Below are 20,534 nucleotides of genomic sequence, written 5' to 3'. Positions count from 1 at the left end.
TAAAAGCGGCTTCGTTGAAAAATATAAAGGGAGACCTGCCTGCAAGGCGCTGTAGCACACCTGCCGGTCGGCTGACAGCACAGGCAAGCAAGCAAGCAAGCAAGTTGAAGTATTGAGATTTCGCCATGGCAACGTCCGTGTTATTGGGAGGTTCTTTATGGTTGCGTAGCGGCTGGCATATGCTTCATAGTTTTCCACTGAAGGCTTGCTGCGACATCGAATGAAATAACGATTTTATCTCAGTGTCGCTAGCGCTAACTCTCGATAAACTGGATCTAACTTTCTCTACGAGGGCAACGTATTTAAGCTGCTGATCCATTGGTGGAACGATTGCTGGGTAAGCGCTCAGTACGGTTTTGTTAATTGTTGCTATGCCCGTTGTCTGCTTGCCGACCTTTAGGAAATAGCGCTTCCCTCTCTGGGAGCCGATTTGTGCACTTAAGAATTCAGGGTGTACAGTCTCTGCATCGGCACGCACACAGAAGATATGGTTCTGGTGTATGCAGGGCATTACTTCACCGTGCCAAACAGCCCCACGACCCAACTTATCGGGGTCACCACCCTCGGTTAATAGTAAGTCTCCTGGATTGAGAGCATAGCGCTCTACATCTGTCTCGAGCACTTCAATTTCTTGGACGTCATCTAGTTTGATATGGCCATCCTGGACATTGGCAACTCGCATGTATGGTACAGACACAGTTTTCTTGCCCTCCAGCTTCCGGCCTTTTGTCACACCAGAACGAACCAGAGCGATATCTGAAAGCGTACGCTCCTCCCACTCCTTCGGATTGGTGACCGGATCGCCGAACATCTCCAGAAACACGCTGCGAAGGAACTGGTCGGCGAGATCGATGGCTCGCTGACGTTTGCGGCGCAGCGCGTCGGCCTTGTCGAGGATGACTGCGATACGCTGTTGCTCGGTTAGGGGAGGGAGGGGGATTTCAGATCCTTTCACCACACGATCAGAAACAGCAGGATAGCTTGCACCAGTAGCTTGCTTCATCATCAATTCAACAAAGTTCGGCATCTGAACCCAATAAAATAAATACTTACTGTCCAGCTTGTTTGGGTTAGGCCGAAGTACACAATATCCCGTTGAAGCGGTCGCCCCATCGAACTGGTCACAAACCAATGCGACACCATTCAAGTTAGGGCGCACCGTGGATACCAACACATCTCCTGCAGCAATGAGCTGTCTGGCACGACTTGGCGCTTCAGCCGGAGCAACAATCGGAACATCTTCCAATGAGATACTTTTGGTCTCTTTGTTTACCGAACTCAGATCCACATATGGAAACGCCTTTGCATCAGCTTCTTGTCTCGGATTCCATTTAGAAACCTTCGTTACGCAGTTAGCGATAGGTGTGGGGATGTAACCCATTACAGCATCCCCTCTAACTCATCTAGATCCCGCTGAATCTCTGCCTCCAGAGACATCAACCGTGCCAGTATCTCCTTGGGAGAGTCGTACTTCTCAGCCTCATACTTCTGCTCCTTGTAACGGTTCAGCGACAGGTCATATTTGTTGTTCACGATCTCATCGTGACCAACCCAGAACGCTTTGGTAGTGCGGTCGTTGGCATCTGTTTCAGCTGTCGTTTTGTCCCGCGTTTTAAACTTCGCTACCAAATCAGGCAGATCGTTCTCATCCAGTGGTTGACGTCTATCATCCAGCGAGAAACCATCATTCTTTACATCGTAAAACCAAACATGGTCGGTCTCACCACCTTTGGTAAAGATTAGAATGGCGGTTGAAACACCCGCATAGGGCTTAAACACACCACTTGGCAGACTGATCACAGCTTCCAACTGGTTATCATCCACGAGATGCTTACGCAGTTGCTGGTGGGCCTTAGAGGAGCCAAACAAAACGCCATCCGGTACGATGGTGGCGCTACGCCCACCCACACGCAGCATACGCATAATCAGTGCTACAAAAAGCAGTTCGGTCTTTTTAGTTTTAACCACCCGCAACAGCGCTGGATCTACGTCCTCTTCATCCAAACTGCCTTTGAACGGAGGATTGGCAAGGATCAGGTCAAAACCTTCGTCTGCGGCCTTAGGGAAACGCTCTGAGAAACGTTGGCTGAGAGTGTCCTGATAGTGAATATCCGGCTCAGCCACGCCATGCATCACCAAGTTCATTGCGGCGATACGCAGCATGGTGGCATCAAAGTCGAAACCGTGGAACATATCGGTATCCACATGCTTACGGTGGTCATATAGCAGGTCGCCGGTGAAGATTTTGTTCTCTACCTGTTCGCCTTTTTCATTGGTTACCATCTCTGTAACCACTCCCTCGGGCGAGCTGTATTTCTCCAACAGGTACTCATAGCAGACGGAGAGGAAGCCTGCTGTACCGCAAGCAGGATCAGCAATACGGTGTTTCGCCTCCGGCTCTAGCATTTCCACCATCGCACGGATCACATGGCGCGGCGTCCGGAACTGTCCATTGATACCTGCCGTAGTAAGCTTAGAGAGCAGGTATTCGTAGAGATCACCCTTGGTATCGCTTTTCTCTAGAGGCAGCTCATTTACCATATTGACCGCTTTCACCAACAGACTTGGTTTCTGGATCATCAACTGAGCGTCTTTCATAAACTCAGCGAACAACGTGCCTTCACCCGCGAGGTCCTTAAAGTGCGGAAACACTTCATCCCTCATTAGCTCAAACATCTGCTCTGCAGGCAGGTGATGGAACGCTTCCCAACGCAGATGCTGCTCAGGTGGTGTAAAGCGGCGATTGAAGGTTTTACCTGTACGCTCAGCACGCTTTTCGTCGCGACGCTCATTCATGTCCAGCATACGGGCGTACATCAGGAAGGTGATCTGTTCAATAACGGTCAACGGATTGGTGATACCTCCCGTCCAGAACTCTTCCCAAAGTTTATCGATCTTGCTTTTCAATTCGCCTGTAATCATTCAATGTTCTCAATACGTGCTCTATTCTGCGATTAACGGTCAATGGTACGCGTGGTTGATTCCCGACGCTGCCCTAACTCAACACCAAACTGTTTTACGAGGGCCACCAGCGCATCTGCCTGCTCTTCACGGTTGAAAATGCCATCCAGGCCATCGTGGTGAACGGCGGTAAATGGGGGGTCGTAAAGCTGGGCAACGTTGATTGTGCCGTACTTACAGAGGTGGTTTTTTAGCAGTGCAATAAAACGCTGCTGCTGAGCGTTCAAGTTGATGTGGTGCGATTGTACAAACTCGGTAAAGGCAGACTCAACCGCTTTTGCATCCATTCCAATCAAGGTGCGCAGCATCTGATCAAGGCTTGCACCTGACTCAGGGAAAAACTCCGTGAGCGTATCCAGATCCAAGTTAGGATTCTGTACGTGGACCAGTGCGTTCAACTGTTGCAACTCAGCATCAGATACCGGTTCTCCATTGCGTATCTTCTGCAAGACAGGATCAGTATCAAACAGTGGAGCCAAGGTCTGTTCTACTTCCTGCCGAAAGATCTGGTAATCCACTGTGACAATAGTCGTCGGACGCTCGGCGATATGATATCCACCCTGATCCTCCTTTATATCGATCACCGGCAATGGTTCTGCAGGTGGCAGAGACCCTTTATCCCGTAAGTGGATAATGCCACGCAGTGCCATACGTTTCTGCTCAAGTGCATCAAAGGTAAGGCTTTGCCAGAAAGCATCCTGCTGAATCTCTTTGATATCCCCTGCTTTGGCCCGTACCGGATTCAGATGCATAGAGAGCTGAGCAACCTTGGTCAACACCGCTAATTTAGCCACATCCATTTGAGAAGGCTTTGTCAGCAGGATCTGCTGCAGCTCGGTTATCTGTTGATCCCAACGAAGCGCTTCCGCTTCTCCCCGAATATCACGCCACTGCATCAGCGGTGCCATTTCAGCACGCAACAAGTGCCGTGTATCCGGCGCAAACTGATCAAGCTGTTTCGCATCAGACAGCTGTGCTTTCAGTTGCCACTTATCACGCACGGCAATACAACGATCATCCAGTGCGTCAATGTCCTCCCTGACCAGCGCGATGACTTGCTTGAACAGCTCCATTTCAGCCTTTTGAAGCGCAGTTTCTGCCAACTCAATCCGCGTCTCAAATAGCTTTTCACAGAGTGATTTACCCGTGCGACCATCATCTTCTGGAGGGTCCATTTCGAAGTAATCGAAGTTGGCCCAATGGTCGAAGATTAGGAAGTGGGTTTTATGATTTCCTGTGCCATAGAGATGCTCACATAGACGGGTACCGCGCCCCACCATCTGCCAAAATTTAACCTTGGATTTAACCGGCTTGGCAAAAACTAGGTTAACCACTTCCGGTACATCAATCCCGGTATCCAACATATCTACAGATACGGCGATGGTTATTTGATCCGCTGAGCCATCGGTTTTCTTAAAGTCGTCAATCAGCTCTTCGGCGCGCTCGTATTTGGAGTGAATCACTCGACAGAAGTTTCCGCCATGCTGGGGATACATTTCGCCAAACAGCTCAGCTAATAGTTCGGCATGCTGAATACTACGCGCAAAGACAATACTCTTACCTGGTAACTGCCCATCCACATCGCGCAGCCCCCGCTCCATCAAGTTACGCAGGATGGCGCGATTGGTATCTTTGTTAAATACCGCTTTATCCACGTCCGGTACATCGAAATCCATCTCGTTCGGATCAAAGCCTTGATCTTCTAACTCTGCGATTTGTTCATCAGACAGAGTATGACCTTTGATACCTTCACGCAGGAATTGAGTGGTGTGGGTTACAACCTTAAAGGGCACCAGGTTGCCTTCTTCCACAGCCTGCTCTAACGGGTAGTTGGCCGTTGGCATTTTGTAGTCACAACCAAACAGCTTACAGGTAGATCGACTCACCATCTCAACCGGAGTTGCGGTCAAGCCCACCTGGCGAGCATCGAAGTACTTAAACAGATCACCAAAGACGTTGTAGACCGAACGATGAGATTCATCAGCAATGATCAGATCAAAGTAACCCACATCAAACTGCTCATAGATCCCCATCATTCCCGGATAGGTCGCAATATAGATACGTGCGTTATGCTGATCTTCCTTTTTACTACGCCCCACTACGTAAAGAGGCTCTTTAACAAATTCGCTGTAGGCATTTTTTGCTTGCTTACGCAGCTCTTTACGGTCGCACAAGAAAAGTACGCGCTTAGCCCACCCCGCATCCAGCAGGCGCTTGGTCAAGGCGATAGAGACTCGTGTTTTACCGGTACCCGTCGCCTGAACAATCAGCGCCTTACGATGACCGTCGCTGAAGCGCTCACTGACGCGGGTGATCGACTCCATCTGGTAGAGACGACCGGCAATATTAGTATCGATAGTTGTGCTGTTGAGTTCTTTACGAAGCTGACGCTGGCCAATTAGGTACTGCAGACTGTCTTTGCTGTAATAGCCGTACAACTTGCGCGGTACAGTATCCAGCACATCATCCCAGAGCCAGATATCGTATCCGTTGGTGTAGAAGATCACTGGTCGCTGCTGATGTTTCTTCTCCAGCGCATCAGCATATAGCTTGGCCTGTTGCCGCCCCTTCTCTGGATTTTCACGTGCACGCTTAGCTTCAACCACCGCCAACGGTTTGCCGTTATCATCCCAGAGAACATAATCGCAATATCCGATACCAGACTTCGTAGGCTGGCCATCGACTTCGTGCTCTAGCGTGACTTGTTCGGTATCGCTACCATCCGCCGCGATATCCCAACCCGCCAAACGCAATTCACTGTCGATTAGGCGACGACGTGTCTCCGCTTCGTTAAAGTTGAGAGTTTGAGTCGCTTTCTTGCTGCCCTCACTAAACCTCTGAGCTTTGGCTTCATCAATCTGTACTTTTAGCTTTGCAGCTTGCTGCTGCGCCTCAAGTGCAGAATGTTTGGCGTCCTCCAGCTCTTTAAGCGCAACTTCCAGCTGAGCCGATTGGCTGGCTAATTTCTCCTGGAGCGCTTTGTTCTTTTTCTTGAACTCGGCCTTTGCACCTCCTGATGAATCAAGCTTCGGAGCCTGATAATCAGGGCAGGTTTCCCGACTACCTTCTCCTTGCGCTACAAATAACCAGCACCCAAGGTAGTAAGCTTCCTCAACCAGCCACACTGCAGTCGATACAGAAACATCACCTTCATGGGCAGCTTTGTTCCCATGGATACGAACCGCATGCAGCTTGTCGAGAATGACGCGAGGAACAACAGAGGTAAAGCCGTTGTTGTTCAAGCGATCCATGAAAGTGGAGTTTGGCTGAATTGGGAGCTTTAGATCTTTGTAGATCTCGCCCACCAGCTTCTCGACGAAGCAACGCAGCTTAACTAGGGCGCTTTGTGGATCAGTGCAGGCATAGGTTTCGGCATATGCTCCTAAGTCTGCGAGTGCTGGCCAATTGTTTCGGAGGTGTTCAAAATTCATGGACTTCATGTCATGTAGCCTTTAGTTACTTCCTGTACTTCAGATATCGTGCCAATTTAGCGAAATGCGCTTTCTATTGATCAGGTATTTCTAACTGTTTCATCCAATTCGAAAGCGTCTGGTGATTACTGAGACCTATCAGTCTAGCAGCTTTTCCTTTTTGGCCAGCAGTTATTTTTAGTGCTTGTTCAATCGCGTATCTCTTTGTTTTTTCTAAAACTTCATTGATATCGATACCACTGGCAATATCAAATTCCAGCCCTGCTTGAGCTCCTTTTTTAGTCCGCAGGATAAGCGCTCTCTCCAGGTGCTCAACATCTAATATCTCTCCGTCACTCCAGATGGACGCTCGAACTAGCGTATTCCAAAGCTCTCGAATATTCCCTGACCATCTTTGGGATTTGATAAATTCTATTCCCTCTTTGGAAATTTTCTTACTTATATATCCCGGCTGACTCTTCGCTTCATCATTCAGGTTATCAATCAATACCGAAACAAGGGACTCAATATCCTCTTTTCGCTCCCGCAATGGAGGCAAGCTAATCACTCCCACTGCCAACCGGTAAAACAGATCCTCACGAAACGAACCGTCGTCGATCATCGTTAAGAGATTTCGGTGCGTCGCAGCAATAATGCGAACATCCACCTTTACTGGTTTACTACCACCTACAGGCATGATCTCCTGTTGCTGCAGCGCTCTAAGTAGCTTGGCCTGAGCATCCAGGGGGAGCTCCCCAACTTCATCAAGAAACAATGTGCCGCCGCTCGCCACCTCAAAGTACCCCTGGCTGTCGGCAACCGCTCCCGTAAAAGCACCTTTTTTATGACCAAACAGGTGAGAATCTATGAGACTTTCGGGAATCGCACCGCAGTTCACCGCCACAAATGGCTTTTCAGCCCGCAACGAACCGCTATGAATAGCGTTTGCCATAACCTCTTTACCAGAACCAGTTTCGCCATGAATGATGGCTGGGATGTCCCTCTGAGCAATGCGTTGTGCCAAAGAGACACATTCTTTCATTGCAGTAGAGTTTGCCTGAATGTGGGAAAACTCACTGTTGGTGGAGGGCAATGCTGAAGCAATTGAGCCAAGCCTAGCGTCCTGGTGCTGTTGATAGGCAACAGAGACATCAAAAGGAAGCTCAACTTTTGAAGCACCGTCCTGACGTGAAGTTTGAGTTAACTGACAATCAAACACCCCTTTACCCAGCAAAACCCAGATAGCGGTCATCGCTGGCGTCCCAGAGGTTAGATTCAGTGTTACTTTAAAGTCACTACTCGTCAGAGCCGCCAGCTGCTCATGGACAATCCCATAGATAGCCTCGTAATCAATAGGACTACTGAGCTCAACGGGCTTGAGAACTATTCTTGTATTTCGGGATTGCTTTCGAAGTACCTGCTTCAACCAAGATTCATACTGCTGGGCCTGTTCCTTCCAGTTCTGGACCAGGATATGCACTTCATCAAATGGAAAAGGTGTTTCCATCAGAATTGACCCGATGGCACCGAGTTCTTGGTTACTCTCGGCATCCAGATCGTGCTTGCCAAGCCATGTGAGGAGCAACTGCTTCTTCATATCACCACAAATCCTTATGCAGATTTGTAAAATAAATTACCACACAGTTATCAATCCGACTATGCGACGAACCCAAAGCCTCCCCACCAGCCGTCTGCATAGCTGGTGGGAACAGGATAATAAGCTCAACTTAGCTCGCCAAATCACGCTTCTCGATCTTGTCTAGAATCCAGTCGCTTACTTCGCTTTCTACCCATGCAACCGCGCGTTCTCCCAGCGAAACTGGCTTTGGAAAAGCCCCCTCCGAGATGTATTTGTAGATAGTAGAGCGTGCCAACCCTGTGGTGTTCATTACTTCCTTCAGTTTGATCAGTCTCATGACTCGTTCCTCTTGAATTAGGTCATGAGATACGGGGCGCTAGTAATAAATTATTCTGAGTCCAACGCCTAAAGCTGTTTCACCGAAATTTCAGATAGATATTACCTACCTGCACCATCCAAACGCTCGGTGGATAACCGACGCTCATTCACTTCAAAACGCAAGTAAGGAGAACCTTATGCCAATTGTATTCGTTGCTGGCTTTATCACCGGTGTTGGCATCTATTGCTCCCTAAAGGAGAACGACAATGTTCGCATTTTTAACCGCTAAACCTGCTGCAGAGCTCTTTGTCATCGGTGTTGTTGCTGGTTACAACTGGGCAGTATCCGAAGACCTCTAGTCACTAAGGCAGAAAAACAAACGGGAGAGCCTACTGGCTCTCCCGTTCTTACATTCAGCTTTTTTTTGAACCTATATCACCTATGTGCATAACCCAAAAACACTGGAGAAGAAACTATGCACAACTCTGCAGATACCACTTATGTCCTCAACGGCCCTTTAACTCAGCACCAGATCCTGGAAAAAGCCTCTGAGATCCTTGCTCAGCAACTGATAGAATCAGACGTCTATAGCGCCCCAGAAAAAGCTAAAGCCTTTTTAGAGTTCAAAATGAGTCATTATGAACGCGAGGTTTTCGGGGTGATGCTACTAGACAACCGGCACAGACTTATCGATTTCAAAGAGCTGTTTTTTGGCACGATTGATTCAGCAAGCATTTATCCAAGAGAAGTCGTAAAAGCTGTTTTGGCGGATAATGCCGCTGCCGTCATATTCGCCCACAACCACCCTTCAGGTATCGCCGAGCCATCCAGCGCTGACATATCAATCACCCAACGGCTTGTTGAGTCTTTGGCCTTGATTGATGTCCGCGTCCTGGATCACATCGTGGTGGGACAGAACAGCGTTTCTTTTGCTGAACGAGGGCTTCTGTGAGGAGGAACAGGGTATGCAGTCGACCTAACGTCGACTGCAACCAAACCAACGATTTCCGTCATCGTAATGCTTGGTTTCTTTTTTGGCTAAATAGCTCGTCCGAAATATTAGATTTCTGTACGTTTCATTGAACTGAGCGGGATCATTAACATTCAGAATGTAATAGGGATTTTCAGGAAAATGAACCAAACTCCCAAAAAAACCAACCTCCGTATCTGGGTACAAGCCTAAAGCACTAAGCCATGCTTTACGAATGCGGTTAGCCAAGTTAGGTCCAGAAGATTGGTAGCTACCCAATGTATGGTAAGCATCTTTATTCAACAGCAGCACTACATGGTAGTGATCTTTGTGCTGTTTATTTTTTTCCCTCACCCACACGTACCTCAACGTACATGGGTAGGCTCTTTTTCCTTCGACAATCTTGCGCTGAACATCCGCTGAGATCTGAGCATTTAGAGACGCAAAGAATCTTGAAATCACAGCCGAATCTGTTCGTATAGATGCTATCAGGGGATCATCCGAACTTCCGTACAAGGAACCCACTTGATCAGGCAACCGCAGATCTACCCTAATTGCCAAAGTTCGTGGATACTCGGATAGAGCATATTGTATTGTCTCTTCTATTCTCGACTGATAGTGGTTATTTAGTGGACCGTAGCTAGCTAGTTGATTACTGTTCATGAAACCCTTCCTATGATGTTTTGATTCATAGGAGAGGCAAAGATAATATTTTTTTACTACATGCCCTCAAAACCTAATAAATACTACCAAACCAACAATTCTGAACCTCATTGCAGCGTAAATTTGATGAACTACATCCCTTAGATGCCAGTCCCTTTGGGCCAAGTCCAGCTCTGGAATTAGTTCATAGACGGGCATTGTCGCACTTCATAGTTTGAGGAGTTCTCGCAGCTCTTTCGGCACCTTTTCCTCGCTTTCGTATCGCACCATGACATCTCCATCAACACCAACTTTCCGCCACTCTTTTGCGGATGACTCCAGCTCCTTTGGATGTGATTCAACAACTAGAGTGAAAACACCTTGAAGAAAGGGAGACAGGTGAATCACATGATCCATTTCACACATAGGAATCTCTGTGCTTGCATGCTGTAGCTTACGAACTTTCACAGCTATTCGAAGCGACAACCGATAGATCAGAGAGGCTAGCTCATTCCACTGATCTTCTGTTGGATCTTTTTGAAAAGAAGGATTTGATAGCGAAATATTTTTAAGTTCTTTCTCAATTTTATCTTTCACATACTTATCCCCCTCCCATGTCTCGCAAAGCAAATTACCCCAACTTCTGGAAAGCAGGTCAGATGCATATTCGTTCAACTTGGACTGAAAATACATTTGAAAACGAGATGAGGTCTTCTCGTTAAAAAACATGAACAGCTTTTCAACCCCCTTCGCTACTAAACAAACCCTACCTTCCATCTGTAACACTACTCTGTCCGGGTTCAATAGCCCTTCTTCACATTCTTTGTACCTACCAATTCCCTGAAGCCGATTCATTTCGCTAAACAACGCCCCCGCCCCCATTCGGAAATTGGTATTCTTACAAAACACTATAACTCCAGCTGTGGAGTACCCATCGTACAGTTTAGGTAGATTTAGATAGTAAGAGCCCTTGGCGGCCCCAAACAACAAACGATGCGTTGCGCCAGCGACGTAAGTTCGGACATAACCAAGAGCGAGCATTTTCTTGAGCTGAGACTTTAATCGCTCATCACTCATCCCAGTTAATCTCCTTAAGTCCGAACGACCAAGAGACCTCACTACGCCGCATGCATCCATATGTGCCAGCAACACCCCAAGAAACAATTTATTCGATATGCTTAGGCGCTGCGTTTTGGAAATCTTTTCTGAACAACAATCCAGTTTGAGCAACGATGCGATAGCACCTGTCTGCTTCAATGAAATCTCATCAGAACAAGTCTGAAGAGAGCTTCTACATTGACTCTTAAGAACATAAGTGAAACTAGGCCGACCACGGCCTGATACATTCCTTTCTCGGACCAACCATCCTCGTTTCTCAAAGTAACTAATTGCGTCCGAAACCACATGAGTAGATACACCTAGCTTTAGCGATAATTCCTTAACCGTATGATGCACAACCCTGTCGCCAAACTGATAAATATAGGCAACTAAGAAATATCTAATCTCTGGGCTAGCTCCAATCAACTCCGTCTGCAATACAGCTATATGCATATCCTCTCCAATGAACATGTAACGTAAGTAACTTTTATCTCATGATAACCCCTGGGTTAAAAATAGTACTATTTATTTTCGTTACGTGTAACGTTACATGTAACGTGTCTTAATTTATCTTATTGATGAATCAGTTCTAAACGACTTAGTAGGACGAAATATGTCACACACTGAAAAAATTACTCAATGGATTGACCTCAACGATCAGCAACAGTGTGAGTGGACATACAAATACCTAACCAAAAAATGGCCCGGATTTTTAAGCAACCAATACCATCACTTAGAACCAAGCACTCAAATCGTTAGTTTTATAAACACAGTCAGAGACATTCCTGAAGACAGAGAGCTAATAGAAAAGATGAGGGCCGCCTGGCGGCAAGAGCGATACCGCAAGTCGAATAGAAAACGTAATAAAGAACAACACAGTTTCGTGCTATCCAAGAGTGTAAATACGCAACTAGACTACTTAGCCAGACAGCTTGGAGGCACACGCAATCAAGCGCTTGAGGCTCTGATTACTGACCAATATAAGCAGGAGAAACAGGAAAGAAAGAAACGACAGCTTGAGGTACGGGAGATACGTAACAGAGAAAGATGGAACGAAGTCCTCGGCGCTATCCCACTGAAGGACCATCAGAAAGCTCTATCGGACCTAGAAACTCTCAACCAGAAATACAAAGAGCTGCAGGAAACCTTAAATCTACTTAATCGGAAGCACGAAGAAACAAAGGACGAACTCGAAGCCCTAAGAAAATCTCCAGAAAGCAGCCATACGCCAGCAACAGTCCAAGCCCTCTCTCAAACAAGCTCTTCCAAAGAGCCTCTACACAAGAGAAAAACAATCACATTAGTTGTAAAGAAGAGACGCAGTACAAAAAACATACTCTCAGAGAGGCGCAGAAAGCGCCTGAGCAAAAAACTTCAAGAACAGGTTAGACAAAGACAATTGGGCACGAAACGGGCACCAAAACCAAGAAAACTTACCAGACAATAAAAGAGAGAGAAACAAAACTCTTCAACTTATTGATTTATATGGTCGGGATGAAAGGATTTGAACCTTCGACCCCCTGCACCCCATGCAGGTGCGCTACCAAGCTGCGCTACATCCCGACTGTGGCCAGAGCGAGAAACGCTCTGTTAGAGCTAGCCATACTAGCTTAAGAGTTTGATTCAGGGAAGGTTTCAGACCTGCTTCAGGGTTACAAGCAGGTCTTCCAGTTCGGTGATGGTCTGTCTGAGCAGTTGCTTATATTTCGTCTGATCGTCACCGTTGTTATCCCCTGCCAGATATTGGCGGGCACCACTGATGGTATAGCCTTGCTCATGCAGCAGGCCTTTGATCTGACGGATAAGCAGAACATCCTGACACTGATAGTAGCGACGGTTGTTCCGTTTGACCGGCTCAATCTGTTCAAACTCCTGTTCCCAGTAGCGCAATACGTGCGGCTTCAGGTCACAGAGTTTGCCAACCTCACCAATCGTAAAGTATCGCTTATTGGGAATAGGAACAGAATCTGGAGCGTTACTGTTCTCGCTGTCCCGCATAAGCCTCTACACGATCCTTTAGTTTCTGCCCAGGACGGAAGGTGACAACCCGACGCGCCGAGATCGGCACCTCTTCACCCGTCTTTGGATTACGGCCAGGACGCTGACCTTTATCCCGCAGATCGAAGTTGCCGAAACCCGACAACTTCACTTGCTCATTGGTCGCCAGACTTTCGCGAATCTCATCGAAAAACGACTCAACCATATCTTTGGCTTCACGTTTATTCAAACCAAGTTCTTCAAACAGACGCTCGGCCATATCAGCTTTAGTCAACGAGCCCATGACAGTCACCCTTGTCGTTTACTCTCGTAATGATGCACCGAACTTTTCTTTCAGCGCAGTGATAACGGAGTCTACTGCTCCATTAATTTCATCATCATTAAGAGTGCGCGATGGATGCTGCCAGGTCAAGCCCAAGGCGATACTTTTTCGTCCAACTTCAATACCTTGGCCCTGATAAACGTCAAATAGGGTGATGTTTTTCAGGTATTCGCCGGCATTTTCCAGTGCCCCCTGACGCAGCTCTTCGAAGGCAACTTTCTCATCAACGATCAGTGCCAGGTCACGGCGGGACTCAGGGAATTTAGACAGTTCAGCATAGCGTGGCAGACGACCTGCAGTGATTGCATCCATGCTCAGTTCAAACAGGTATACCGCACCGTTCATGCCCAGATCCTTCGCCAAGCTTGGGTGCAGTGCGCCCATGTAACCGATGGTCTCGCCGTTACGTTCGATGCGTGCAGTCTGACCTGGGTGCAGAGCAACGTGGCGATCGGCAACGAAGGAAAACTCATCCGCAGCACCGCCCAGTGCCAGCAGGGCTTCCACATCGCCTTTAACGTCGAAGAAATCAACGGCATCGTTACCTGCGGTCCAGCCTTCAGGGTGACGAGCACCGGTCACAACACCGGACACCACGTTCTCCTGCAGCATGTCAGCCATGTTCTCGCCGCGAGGCAGGAAGCGCTGACCGGTTTCGAACAGGCGTACACGGCTCTGCTGACGGTTCTGGTTGTACTGAACCGCTTTCACCAGGCCAGGCCATACGGTGGTACGCATGACCGCCATCTCCGCAGATATCGGGTTAGCCAGCGCAACCGCTTTGTTTTCGTTATCGAATTTTTCCTGCAGACCCGCTTCGATGAAGCTGTAGGTGATCGCTTCCTGGTAACCGCGTGCCACCAGCGTGCGACGGATGTGGGTCAGGCCGATGTTCGCTTCAACGTCCGCTTTGAACGGCAGGGATGCTTTTGGTACACGTACCGGCAGGTTGTTGTAGCCGTAAACACGTGCCAGCTCTTCGATCAGATCCACTTCGATACTGATGTCGAAACGGTAGGAAGGAACATCCACCAGCCATGCATCGTCGCCATCTTTAGTGATCGACATACCCAAGCGAATCAGGATCTCTTCAATCTCTTCCACCGGCATATCGAAAGACAGGTAGCTGTTCACTTTAGCGTGACGCAGACGTATTTTTTCAACCTTTGGCAGGTTCTCTTCGCTGGCCACTTCAATCACAGGACCGGCTTCACCACCGCAGATCTCGATCAGCAGTTCGGTCGCACGCTCCATCGCTTTTGCCTGCAGCTGCCAGTCCACACCGCGCTCAAAACGGTGGGAGGAATCGGTGTGCAGGCCGTAAGAACGCGCGCGTCCCGCGATAGCAATTGGGTTGAAGAACGCCGCTTCCAGGAATACATCCTTGGTTTCAGCATTCACACCGGATGCTTCGCCACCCATGATACCCGCGATACCCAGCGGACCGTTCTGGTCGGCAATAACCAGTGTGTCGTTGTTCAGTTCGATTTCCTGGCCATCCAGCAGGGTCAGTTTTTCGCCCTGATCCGCCATACGTGCAAAGATGCCACCAGTCAGCTTGTCCAGATCGTACGCGTGCATCGGCTGACCCAGCTCCTGCAGTACGTAGTTGGTGATATCCACAACCGGATCAATAGAACGTACACCCGCACGACGCAGCTTCTCAACCATCCACAGCGGCGACTGAGCCTGTACGTTAACGTTGCGAACCACACGCCCCACAAAACGTGGGCACTGCTGTGGCGCTTCCAGCGCAACCGGGAAGGTATCGTTGATAACCGCTTCGGTAGGTTTCGCTTCAACGTAGGTTACCGGTGCTTTAAACAGCACACCCACTTCACGCGCGATACCGCTGATGCTCAGACAGTCAGCGCGGTTCGGCGTCAGGTCTACGTCGATGATCTTGTCATCCAGGTTCAGGTACTCGCGCAGATCGGTACCAACCGGTGCGTCTGCAGCCAGCTCCATGATACCGCCGTGGTCTTCAGACAGGCCCAGCTCGTCTTCCGCGCACAACATGCCGAAGGACTCTACATGACGCAGCTTGGCTTTCTTGATTTTGAACGTGTCACCTTCCGGTGTCGGCAGTTTTGCCCCCACCATTGCAAACGCAGTCTTCAGACCGGCACGGGCGTTTGGTGCACCGCATACCACCTGAAACTCTTCGACGCCGTTGGAAACTTTACAGACCTGCAGCTTATCCGCATTCGGGTGCTGCTCCGCCGTCAGGATCTCACCAACAACCACACCGGAGAAATCTTTGGCAACTGACTCGACGTCGTCCACTTCCAGACCGGCCATAGTCACCTGATGGGCCAGTTCATCTGTATCTACCGCTGGGTTTACCAGCTCGCGCAACCACTGTTCGCTGAATTTCATTTATCTTTCCTGGGAATTCTGTTGTTAACCGCTATCGTGTGTCCTGACCTGCTTACGAAAACTGACGCAGGAATTTCAGGTCGTTCTCAAAGAACAGGCGCAGATCGTTTACGCCATAACGCAGCATCGCCAGTCGCTCTACACCCATGCCAAAGGCAAAGCCGGTGTATTCCTCAGGATCGATACCAACAGATTCAAAGACTTTCGGATGTACCATGCCGCAGCCCAGTACTTCCATCCACTTACCGTCACCACGGTCAATATCCACTTCGATGGATGGCTCGGTGAACGGGAAGTAGGAAGGACGGAAACGGACTTTTACGTCCTCTTCAAAGAACTCACGCAGGAACTGTTCCAGCGTACCCTTCAGGTCAGCGAAGCTCACATCTTTGTCGACCAGCAGACCTTCTACCTGGTGGAACATCGGAGAGTGGGTCTGGTCGTAGTCGCAACGGTATACGCGACCCGGGCAGACGATTCGTACCGGTGGTTTCTGGTTTTCCATGGTACGGATCTGAACACCGGAAGTATGGGTACGCAGCAGAGTGTGAGCATCGAAATAGAAGGTATCGTGCATCGCACGTGCCGGGTGGTGCGCAGGAATATTCAAAGCTTCGAAGTTGTGGTAATCGTCTTCGATTTCCGGACCTTCCGCTACGCTGTAACCGATACCTGCGAAGAACTCTTCGATACGCGCCATGGTTTTGGTTACCGGGTGCAGACCACCCAGCTCTTCACCACGACCCGGCAGGGAAACGTCGATCGTTTCGGACGCCAGTTTTGCTTCCAGCGCTGCTGCGTCAAACTCAGCTTTACGCGCATTCAGCTTAGCGGTTACCGCCTGAATCACTTCGTTGATGCGGGCACCGGCTGCCGGACGCTCTTCCGGAGACAGTTTACCCAGACCTTTACGCAGCTGACTCAGTGCGCCTTTTTTACCCAAATATTCAACGCGAACCTGATCCAGATCCTGCGCGTTTTCAGCCTTCTCTGCGGCTGCAATACCTTCTGCCAAAAGGGTTTCGATGTTTTCCATTTCCGGCTCCAAATTCTGGGATGGAATGCTGCTTCAGATATATACGTGCAGCGTGTTCCAGGAAACTCTGCTCAGCCAACTTGGCTATAAATCTCTGGTACGAGTTGCCAAACAGGCTCACCAGAGTTCCCAAAAAATAAGGGAAGAGCTTGCGCCCTTCCCCTATTCAAATAATCAATTACCTACAAGAGGTGGGTCGCTTATGCCAGAGCAGCTTTCGCTTTCTCTACAACAGCAGCAAAACCAGCCTGCTCGTATACAGCCAGGTCAGCCAGAACCTTACGGTCGATTTCGATGTTGGCTTTTTTCAGGCCAGCAATGAAACGGCTGTAAGACATGCCGTTGATACGTGCAGCAGCGTTGATACGTGCAATCCACAGAGCGCGGAACTGACGCTTACGCTGACGACGGTCACGGTATGCATACTGACCAGCTTTGATAACTGCCTGTTTAGCTACGCGGAATACTCGAGAACGAGCACCGTAGTAACCTTTTGCCTGCTTCAGGACTTTCTTATGACGACGACGTGCAATCACACCACGTTTAACGCGAGCCATGACAATCTTCCTTCTTTACAAATTCTTAAACTAAAAAATAAAAACCAATACTTAGATGTATGGCAGCATGCGTTTGATCAGAGCCTGATCAGCAGCGTGAACCTGCATCATAGGGCGCAGCTGACGCTTACGCTTGGTAGATTTCTTAGTCAGAATGTGGCTAGTGAAAGACTGCTTGTGCTTGAAGCCGTTGGCAGTTTTCTTGAAACGCTTAGCCGCACCGCGGCAAGATTTAATTTTAGGCATTACTAATCTCCACGCATTCGTTAGTTATCTTTCACCTGACAAACAACAAAACCCGTAGCTGCTCCACCTGGAAGCAGTTACGGGTATGCTGAAATACAGGTTACTTTTTCTTCTTCGGAGCAATCATCATGGTCAGTTGACGGCCTTCCATCTTAGGACGCTGCTCAACGGTACCCAGCTCAATCAGATCTTCCTCGATCCGACGCATCAGCTGCATACCCAGCTCCTGGTGGGCCATCTCACGACCACGGTAACGCAGGGTTACCTTCGCTTTGTCTCCGGCTTCAAGGAAACGTATCAGGTTGCGTAGTTTTACCTGATAATCCCCTTCTTCCGTATTAGGACGGAATTTCACTTCCTTGACCTGAATCTGGTGCTGCTTCTTCTTCGCTTCAGCAGCCTGCTTCTTCTGTTCGTACACGTGCTTACCGTAATCCATCACCTTACATACGATGGGATCGGAATCAGCGATCTGTACTAGGTCAAGTCCTGCATCTTGAGCAGCCTCAAGAGCATCTTTAAACGGTACGATACCAATCTGGCTACCGTCTGGACCAATCAGTCGGCACTCTTTTGCTCGGATATTATCGTTGATCATTGGACCCTGCTCGCGGCGAGGGTTCCTTCTGTTATCGCGCCTGATGGTTATATCTCCTGATCAGATTTATTCCTGGCGGCCTTTCTTAGCAACCTCGTTGCCAAGAAGAGCAATAAACTCGTCTACGGATAAGGTACCCAGGTCCTCACCCGTCCGAGTACGCACGGCTACGGATCCAGACTCTACTTCCTTATCACCTACAACTAGTAGGAACGGCACCTTCTGTAAAGTGCGCTCGCGAATTTTAAAGCCGATCTTCTCATTTCTCAAGTCTGCTTGTGCTCTAAAGCCAGCATCTTCAAGACGTTGAGCTACTTTTTCACAATATTCGCCCTGTTTATCGGTAATATTCATCACAACCGCCTGCACCGGAGCCAACCAGGTTGGCAGTGCGCCCGCGGAGTTTTCAATCAAAATACCGATAAAACGTTCAAAAGAACCCAGGATCGCACGGTGCAACATAACCGGAGTTTCGCGGTTGCCTTCTTCGTTTACGAATTGTGCGTCCAGACGTCCTGGCATAGAGAAGTCCACCTGAATAGTACCGCACTGCCATACACGGCCCAGGCAGTCTTTCAGGGAGAATTCGATTTTAGGTCCGTAGAACGCGCCTTCACCCGGCAGCAGTTCCCATTTCAGACCTGCATTGTCCAGTGCATCGGACAACGCTTTCTCAGCTTTGTCCCACACTTCATCGCTACCCACGCGCTTTTCAGGACGGGTAGACAGCTTATACTGAATTTCGTTAAAGCCGAAGTCTTCGTACACTTCGTGCAGGAAGTCGATAAATTCGGATACTTCGCTTTGGATGCTGTTTTCAGCACAGAAGATGTGACCATCATCCTGCACGAAGCCACGCACGCGCATGATACCGTGCAATGCACCAGACGGCTCGTTACGGTGACAAGAACCAAACTCCGCCATACGCAACGGCAGGTCACGGTAGGAACGCAGGCCCTGGTTGAACACCTGAATATGACATGGGCAGTTCATCGGCTTAACAGCAAAATCACGGCTCTCGGAGTGAGTGGTAAACATCTCCTCAGAGAATTTCTCCCAGTGACCGGATTTCTCCCACAGCGTACGCTCAACAACCTGAGGGGTTTTCACCTCAACGTAGTTGCGACGGCGCAGCTTGCCACGCATGTACTGCTCGATCTCCTGATACAGGGTCCAGCCGTGCGGGTGCCAGAACACCATACCCGGCGCTTCTTCCTGCAGATGGAACAGGTTCAGCTGTTTACCCAGTTTGCGGTGGTCGCGCTTCTCTGCTTCCTCCAGGCGGTGCAGGTACGCTTTCAGCGCTTTCTTGTCGCCCCACGCGGTGCCGTAGATACGCTGCAGCATCTCGTTGTTGGAGTCGCCGCGCCAGTATGCACCGGCAACTTTCATCAATTTGAACGCTTTGATATGACCGGTGGACGGTACGTGTGGTCCACGACACAGGTCGATAAAGTCGCCCTGGGAGTAAAAAGACAGGTCTTGCTCGTCCGGAATCGCTTCCAGCAGCTCGACTTTGTATTTCTCACCCATCTTCTCGAACATCGCAACCGCTTCGTCGCGGTTCATCAGAGAACGGCTTACCGGCAGGTTCTGCTTGGCCAGTTCGCCCATTTTCTTCTCAATCGCAACCAGGTCTTCCGGGGTAAACGGACGCTCATAAGCGAAGTCGTAGTAGAAGCCGTCTTCGATAACCGGACCGATGGTTACCTGTGCACCCGGGAACAGTTCCTGTACAGCCATCGCCATCAGGTGAGCACAAGAGTGACGGATCACTTCCAGGCCTTCTTCATCGCGAGCCGTGACAATCGAAAGTTCGCTGTCTTCGGTGATGGTGAAACTTGCGTCAACCAGCTCACCGTTTACTTTGCCAGCCAGGGTCGCTTTTGCCAGACCAGCGCCAATATCCGCGGCTACGTCAAAGACAGTAACTGACTGTTCGAACTCACGTTTACTTCCGTCAGGGAGGGTAATTACAGGCATTTTTAATCCTTGCTCAGTGGTGGCCCCTACGACAGGCCACATAAGTACTTTGCGTTTGAGTGATAAATAAATTCTAGCCGGAGCTACCGACAAAGGGGCGATATTTTAACGCAAAGGCACTGGATAACCCAGAACCGAGACTAAGAAATTTGCCTGTTTTTTAGTGGGCGTCATCCGTCCTACACAGCATTATGAGAATGGATCAGATATCACCCAACAGGAACACCTGCTGATCATCACGGCGCTGAAGCCACTCCTTGATCTGGGACTGACTGTTACCAAAGAACACCACGCGGGACGCGAGGCTCAGGTTACCGTTTTTACCCACGTTGTGGTGGTACACCCACCAGCTGTCGGCAGCGGCCTGGTGAATTCGATAAGCGGTGCGGATGGGTGCAAAGGAGTGAATAGCGGTCATGGATAGTCTCGCGATGAG

At 49.2% G+C, this 20,534-nt stretch carries 18 protein-coding genes and 1 tRNA gene; 2 read left to right on the top strand and 17 right to left on the bottom strand.

Annotated features, from left to right (window positions below):
• Positions 1 to 184: 184 nt before the first annotated feature.
• The 5 genes from QKW35_RS03300 to QKW35_RS03280 all read right to left on the bottom strand — a co-directional run bounded on the left by QKW35_RS03300 (position 185) and on the right by QKW35_RS03280 (position 8,287).
• The gene (locus tag QKW35_RS03300; protein ID WP_282350739.1) at positions 185 to 1,381 is read right to left on the bottom strand and encodes a restriction endonuclease subunit S; all 1,197 of its coding nucleotides are present in this window, start codon (positions 1,379 to 1,381) and stop codon (positions 185 to 187) included.
• Complete coding sequence (locus tag QKW35_RS03295; RefSeq protein WP_282350738.1) at positions 1,381 to 2,922, bottom strand: type I restriction-modification system subunit M; 1,542 nt, start codon at positions 2,920 to 2,922, stop codon at positions 1,381 to 1,383. The genes QKW35_RS03300 and QKW35_RS03295 overlap by 1 nt, the downstream gene beginning before the upstream one ends.
• Before the next feature lie 32 nt (positions 2,923 to 2,954).
• Positions 2,955 to 6,401, bottom strand: a complete 3,447-nt coding sequence (locus tag QKW35_RS03290) for a DEAD/DEAH box helicase family protein (RefSeq protein ID WP_282350737.1) — start codon at positions 6,399 to 6,401, stop codon at positions 2,955 to 2,957.
• Between the two features lie 64 nt (positions 6,402 to 6,465).
• Positions 6,466 to 7,968 (bottom strand): sigma-54 interaction domain-containing protein, encoded by a 1,503-nt coding sequence (locus QKW35_RS03285; RefSeq protein ID WP_282350736.1) that lies wholly within the window; start codon positions 7,966 to 7,968, stop codon positions 6,466 to 6,468.
• A 130-nt stretch (positions 7,969 to 8,098) separates the two neighbouring features.
• The gene (locus QKW35_RS03280) at positions 8,099 to 8,287 is read right to left on the bottom strand and encodes an AlpA family transcriptional regulator (RefSeq protein WP_282350735.1); all 189 of its coding nucleotides are present in this window, start codon (positions 8,285 to 8,287) and stop codon (positions 8,099 to 8,101) included.
• 457 nt (positions 8,288 to 8,744) lie between these two features.
• On the opposite strand from QKW35_RS03280, the gene radC reads away from it, so the two are divergent.
• Complete coding sequence (radC, locus tag QKW35_RS03275; protein WP_282350734.1) at positions 8,745 to 9,221, top strand: RadC family protein; 477 nt, start codon at positions 8,745 to 8,747, stop codon at positions 9,219 to 9,221.
• 24 nt (positions 9,222 to 9,245) lie between these two features.
• Here radC and QKW35_RS03270 read toward each other — a convergent pair whose 3' ends face one another.
• On the bottom strand, positions 9,246 to 9,902 hold the full coding sequence (locus QKW35_RS03270) for an inovirus Gp2 family protein (protein WP_282350733.1): 657 nt from the start codon (positions 9,900 to 9,902) through the stop codon (positions 9,246 to 9,248).
• Positions 9,903 to 10,109: 207 nt separating this feature from the next.
• Complete coding sequence (locus tag QKW35_RS03265; protein WP_282350732.1) at positions 10,110 to 11,432, bottom strand: MarR family transcriptional regulator; 1,323 nt, start codon at positions 11,430 to 11,432, stop codon at positions 10,110 to 10,112.
• A 160-nt stretch (positions 11,433 to 11,592) separates the two neighbouring features.
• Here QKW35_RS03265 and QKW35_RS03260 point away from each other — a divergent pair, with 160 nt between their 5' ends.
• Entirely contained in the window at positions 11,593 to 12,426 is an 834-nt protein-coding gene (locus QKW35_RS03260; protein WP_282350731.1) for a hypothetical protein, read from the top strand.
• Positions 12,427 to 12,465: 39 nt separating this feature from the next.
• On the opposite strand, the gene QKW35_RS03255 is transcribed toward QKW35_RS03260, so the two are convergent.
• The 10 genes from QKW35_RS03255 to QKW35_RS03210 all read right to left on the bottom strand — a co-directional run bounded on the left by QKW35_RS03255 (position 12,466) and on the right by QKW35_RS03210 (position 20,516).
• Positions 12,466 to 12,542 (bottom strand) — tRNA-Pro (locus QKW35_RS03255).
• Positions 12,543 to 12,614: 72 nt separating this feature from the next.
• The gene (locus tag QKW35_RS03250; protein WP_282350730.1) at positions 12,615 to 12,977 is read right to left on the bottom strand and encodes a MerR family transcriptional regulator; all 363 of its coding nucleotides are present in this window, start codon (positions 12,975 to 12,977) and stop codon (positions 12,615 to 12,617) included.
• Positions 12,955 to 13,260, bottom strand: coding sequence for an integration host factor subunit alpha (gene ihfA, locus QKW35_RS03245; RefSeq protein ID WP_282350729.1), 306 nt, complete (start codon positions 13,258 to 13,260; stop codon positions 12,955 to 12,957). The genes QKW35_RS03250 and ihfA overlap by 23 nt, the downstream gene beginning before the upstream one ends.
• Positions 13,261 to 13,278: 18 nt before the next feature.
• Positions 13,279 to 15,678 carry a phenylalanine--tRNA ligase subunit beta gene (pheT, locus tag QKW35_RS03240; protein WP_282350727.1) on the bottom strand — a complete coding sequence of 800 codons (2,400 nt, stop codon included), beginning with the start codon at positions 15,676 to 15,678 and terminating at the stop codon, positions 13,279 to 13,281.
• Positions 15,679 to 15,730: 52 nt separating this feature from the next.
• A complete protein-coding gene (gene pheS / locus QKW35_RS03235) occupies positions 15,731 to 16,714 on the bottom strand; it encodes a phenylalanine--tRNA ligase subunit alpha (RefSeq protein ID WP_282350726.1) in 984 nt (327 codons plus the stop codon).
• A gap of 200 nt (positions 16,715 to 16,914) precedes the next feature.
• Positions 16,915 to 17,271, bottom strand: coding sequence for a 50S ribosomal protein L20 (rplT, locus tag QKW35_RS03230; protein WP_282350724.1), 357 nt, complete (start codon positions 17,269 to 17,271; stop codon positions 16,915 to 16,917).
• 51 nt (positions 17,272 to 17,322) lie between these two features.
• Complete coding sequence (gene rpmI / locus QKW35_RS03225; RefSeq protein ID WP_282350722.1) at positions 17,323 to 17,517, bottom strand: 50S ribosomal protein L35; 195 nt, start codon at positions 17,515 to 17,517, stop codon at positions 17,323 to 17,325.
• A gap of 100 nt (positions 17,518 to 17,617) precedes the next feature.
• Positions 17,618 to 18,115 (bottom strand): translation initiation factor IF-3, encoded by a 498-nt coding sequence (gene infC / locus QKW35_RS03220; RefSeq protein WP_282350721.1) that lies wholly within the window; start codon positions 18,113 to 18,115, stop codon positions 17,618 to 17,620.
• Positions 18,116 to 18,181: 66 nt separating this feature from the next.
• Positions 18,182 to 20,098, bottom strand: coding sequence for a threonine--tRNA ligase (thrS, locus tag QKW35_RS03215; RefSeq protein WP_282350720.1), 1,917 nt, complete (start codon positions 20,096 to 20,098; stop codon positions 18,182 to 18,184).
• A 202-nt stretch (positions 20,099 to 20,300) separates the two neighbouring features.
• Positions 20,301 to 20,516: a hypothetical protein gene (locus tag QKW35_RS03210; RefSeq protein ID WP_282350719.1), complete on the bottom strand. Its 216-nt coding sequence runs from the start codon at positions 20,514 to 20,516 to the stop codon at positions 20,301 to 20,303.
• Positions 20,517 to 20,534: the final 18 nt, after the last annotated feature.

It is taken from the genome of Pontibacterium granulatum, assembly GCF_029961155.1.
In the GTDB taxonomy this organism is placed as follows: Bacteria; Pseudomonadota; Gammaproteobacteria; order Pseudomonadales; family Balneatricaceae; genus Pontibacterium; species Pontibacterium granulatum.
This window is presented reverse-complemented; position numbering and strand designations above follow the sequence as displayed.

Coding starts and splice junctions, on each gene's coding strand:
- rpmI (WP_282350722.1), bottom strand. CDS start 17,517: ATGCCTAAAATTAAATCTTGCCGCGGTGCGGCTAAGCGTTTCAAGAAA.
- QKW35_RS03270 (WP_282350733.1), bottom strand. CDS start 9,902: ATGAACAGTAATCAACTAGCTAGCTACGGTCCACTAAATAACCACTAT.
- QKW35_RS03300 (WP_282350739.1), bottom strand. CDS start 1,381: ATGGGTTACATCCCCACACCTATCGCTAACTGCGTAACGAAGGTTTCT.
- rplT (WP_282350724.1), bottom strand. CDS start 17,271: ATGGCTCGCGTTAAACGTGGTGTGATTGCACGTCGTCGTCATAAGAAA.
- QKW35_RS03295 (WP_282350738.1), bottom strand. CDS start 2,922: ATGATTACAGGCGAATTGAAAAGCAAGATCGATAAACTTTGGGAAGAG.
- pheT (WP_282350727.1), bottom strand. CDS start 15,678: ATGAAATTCAGCGAACAGTGGTTGCGCGAGCTGGTAAACCCAGCGGTA.
- QKW35_RS03250 (WP_282350730.1), bottom strand. CDS start 12,977: ATGCGGGACAGCGAGAACAGTAACGCTCCAGATTCTGTTCCTATTCCC.
- infC (WP_282350721.1), bottom strand. CDS start 18,115: ATGATCAACGATAATATCCGAGCAAAAGAGTGCCGACTGATTGGTCCA.
- thrS (WP_282350720.1), bottom strand. CDS start 20,098: ATGCCTGTAATTACCCTCCCTGACGGAAGTAAACGTGAGTTCGAACAG.
- QKW35_RS03265 (WP_282350732.1), bottom strand. CDS start 11,432: ATGCATATAGCTGTATTGCAGACGGAGTTGATTGGAGCTAGCCCAGAG.
- QKW35_RS03260 (WP_282350731.1), top strand. CDS start 11,593: ATGTCACACACTGAAAAAATTACTCAATGGATTGACCTCAACGATCAG.
- QKW35_RS03280 (WP_282350735.1), bottom strand. CDS start 8,287: ATGAGACTGATCAAACTGAAGGAAGTAATGAACACCACAGGGTTGGCA.
- QKW35_RS03290 (WP_282350737.1), bottom strand. CDS start 6,401: ATGAAGTCCATGAATTTTGAACACCTCCGAAACAATTGGCCAGCACTC.
- radC (WP_282350734.1), top strand. CDS start 8,745: ATGCACAACTCTGCAGATACCACTTATGTCCTCAACGGCCCTTTAACT.
- QKW35_RS03285 (WP_282350736.1), bottom strand. CDS start 7,968: ATGAAGAAGCAGTTGCTCCTCACATGGCTTGGCAAGCACGATCTGGAT.
- ihfA (WP_282350729.1), bottom strand. CDS start 13,260: ATGGGCTCGTTGACTAAAGCTGATATGGCCGAGCGTCTGTTTGAAGAA.
- pheS (WP_282350726.1), bottom strand. CDS start 16,714: ATGGAAAACATCGAAACCCTTTTGGCAGAAGGTATTGCAGCCGCAGAG.
- QKW35_RS03210 (WP_282350719.1), bottom strand. CDS start 20,516: ATGACCGCTATTCACTCCTTTGCACCCATCCGCACCGCTTATCGAATT.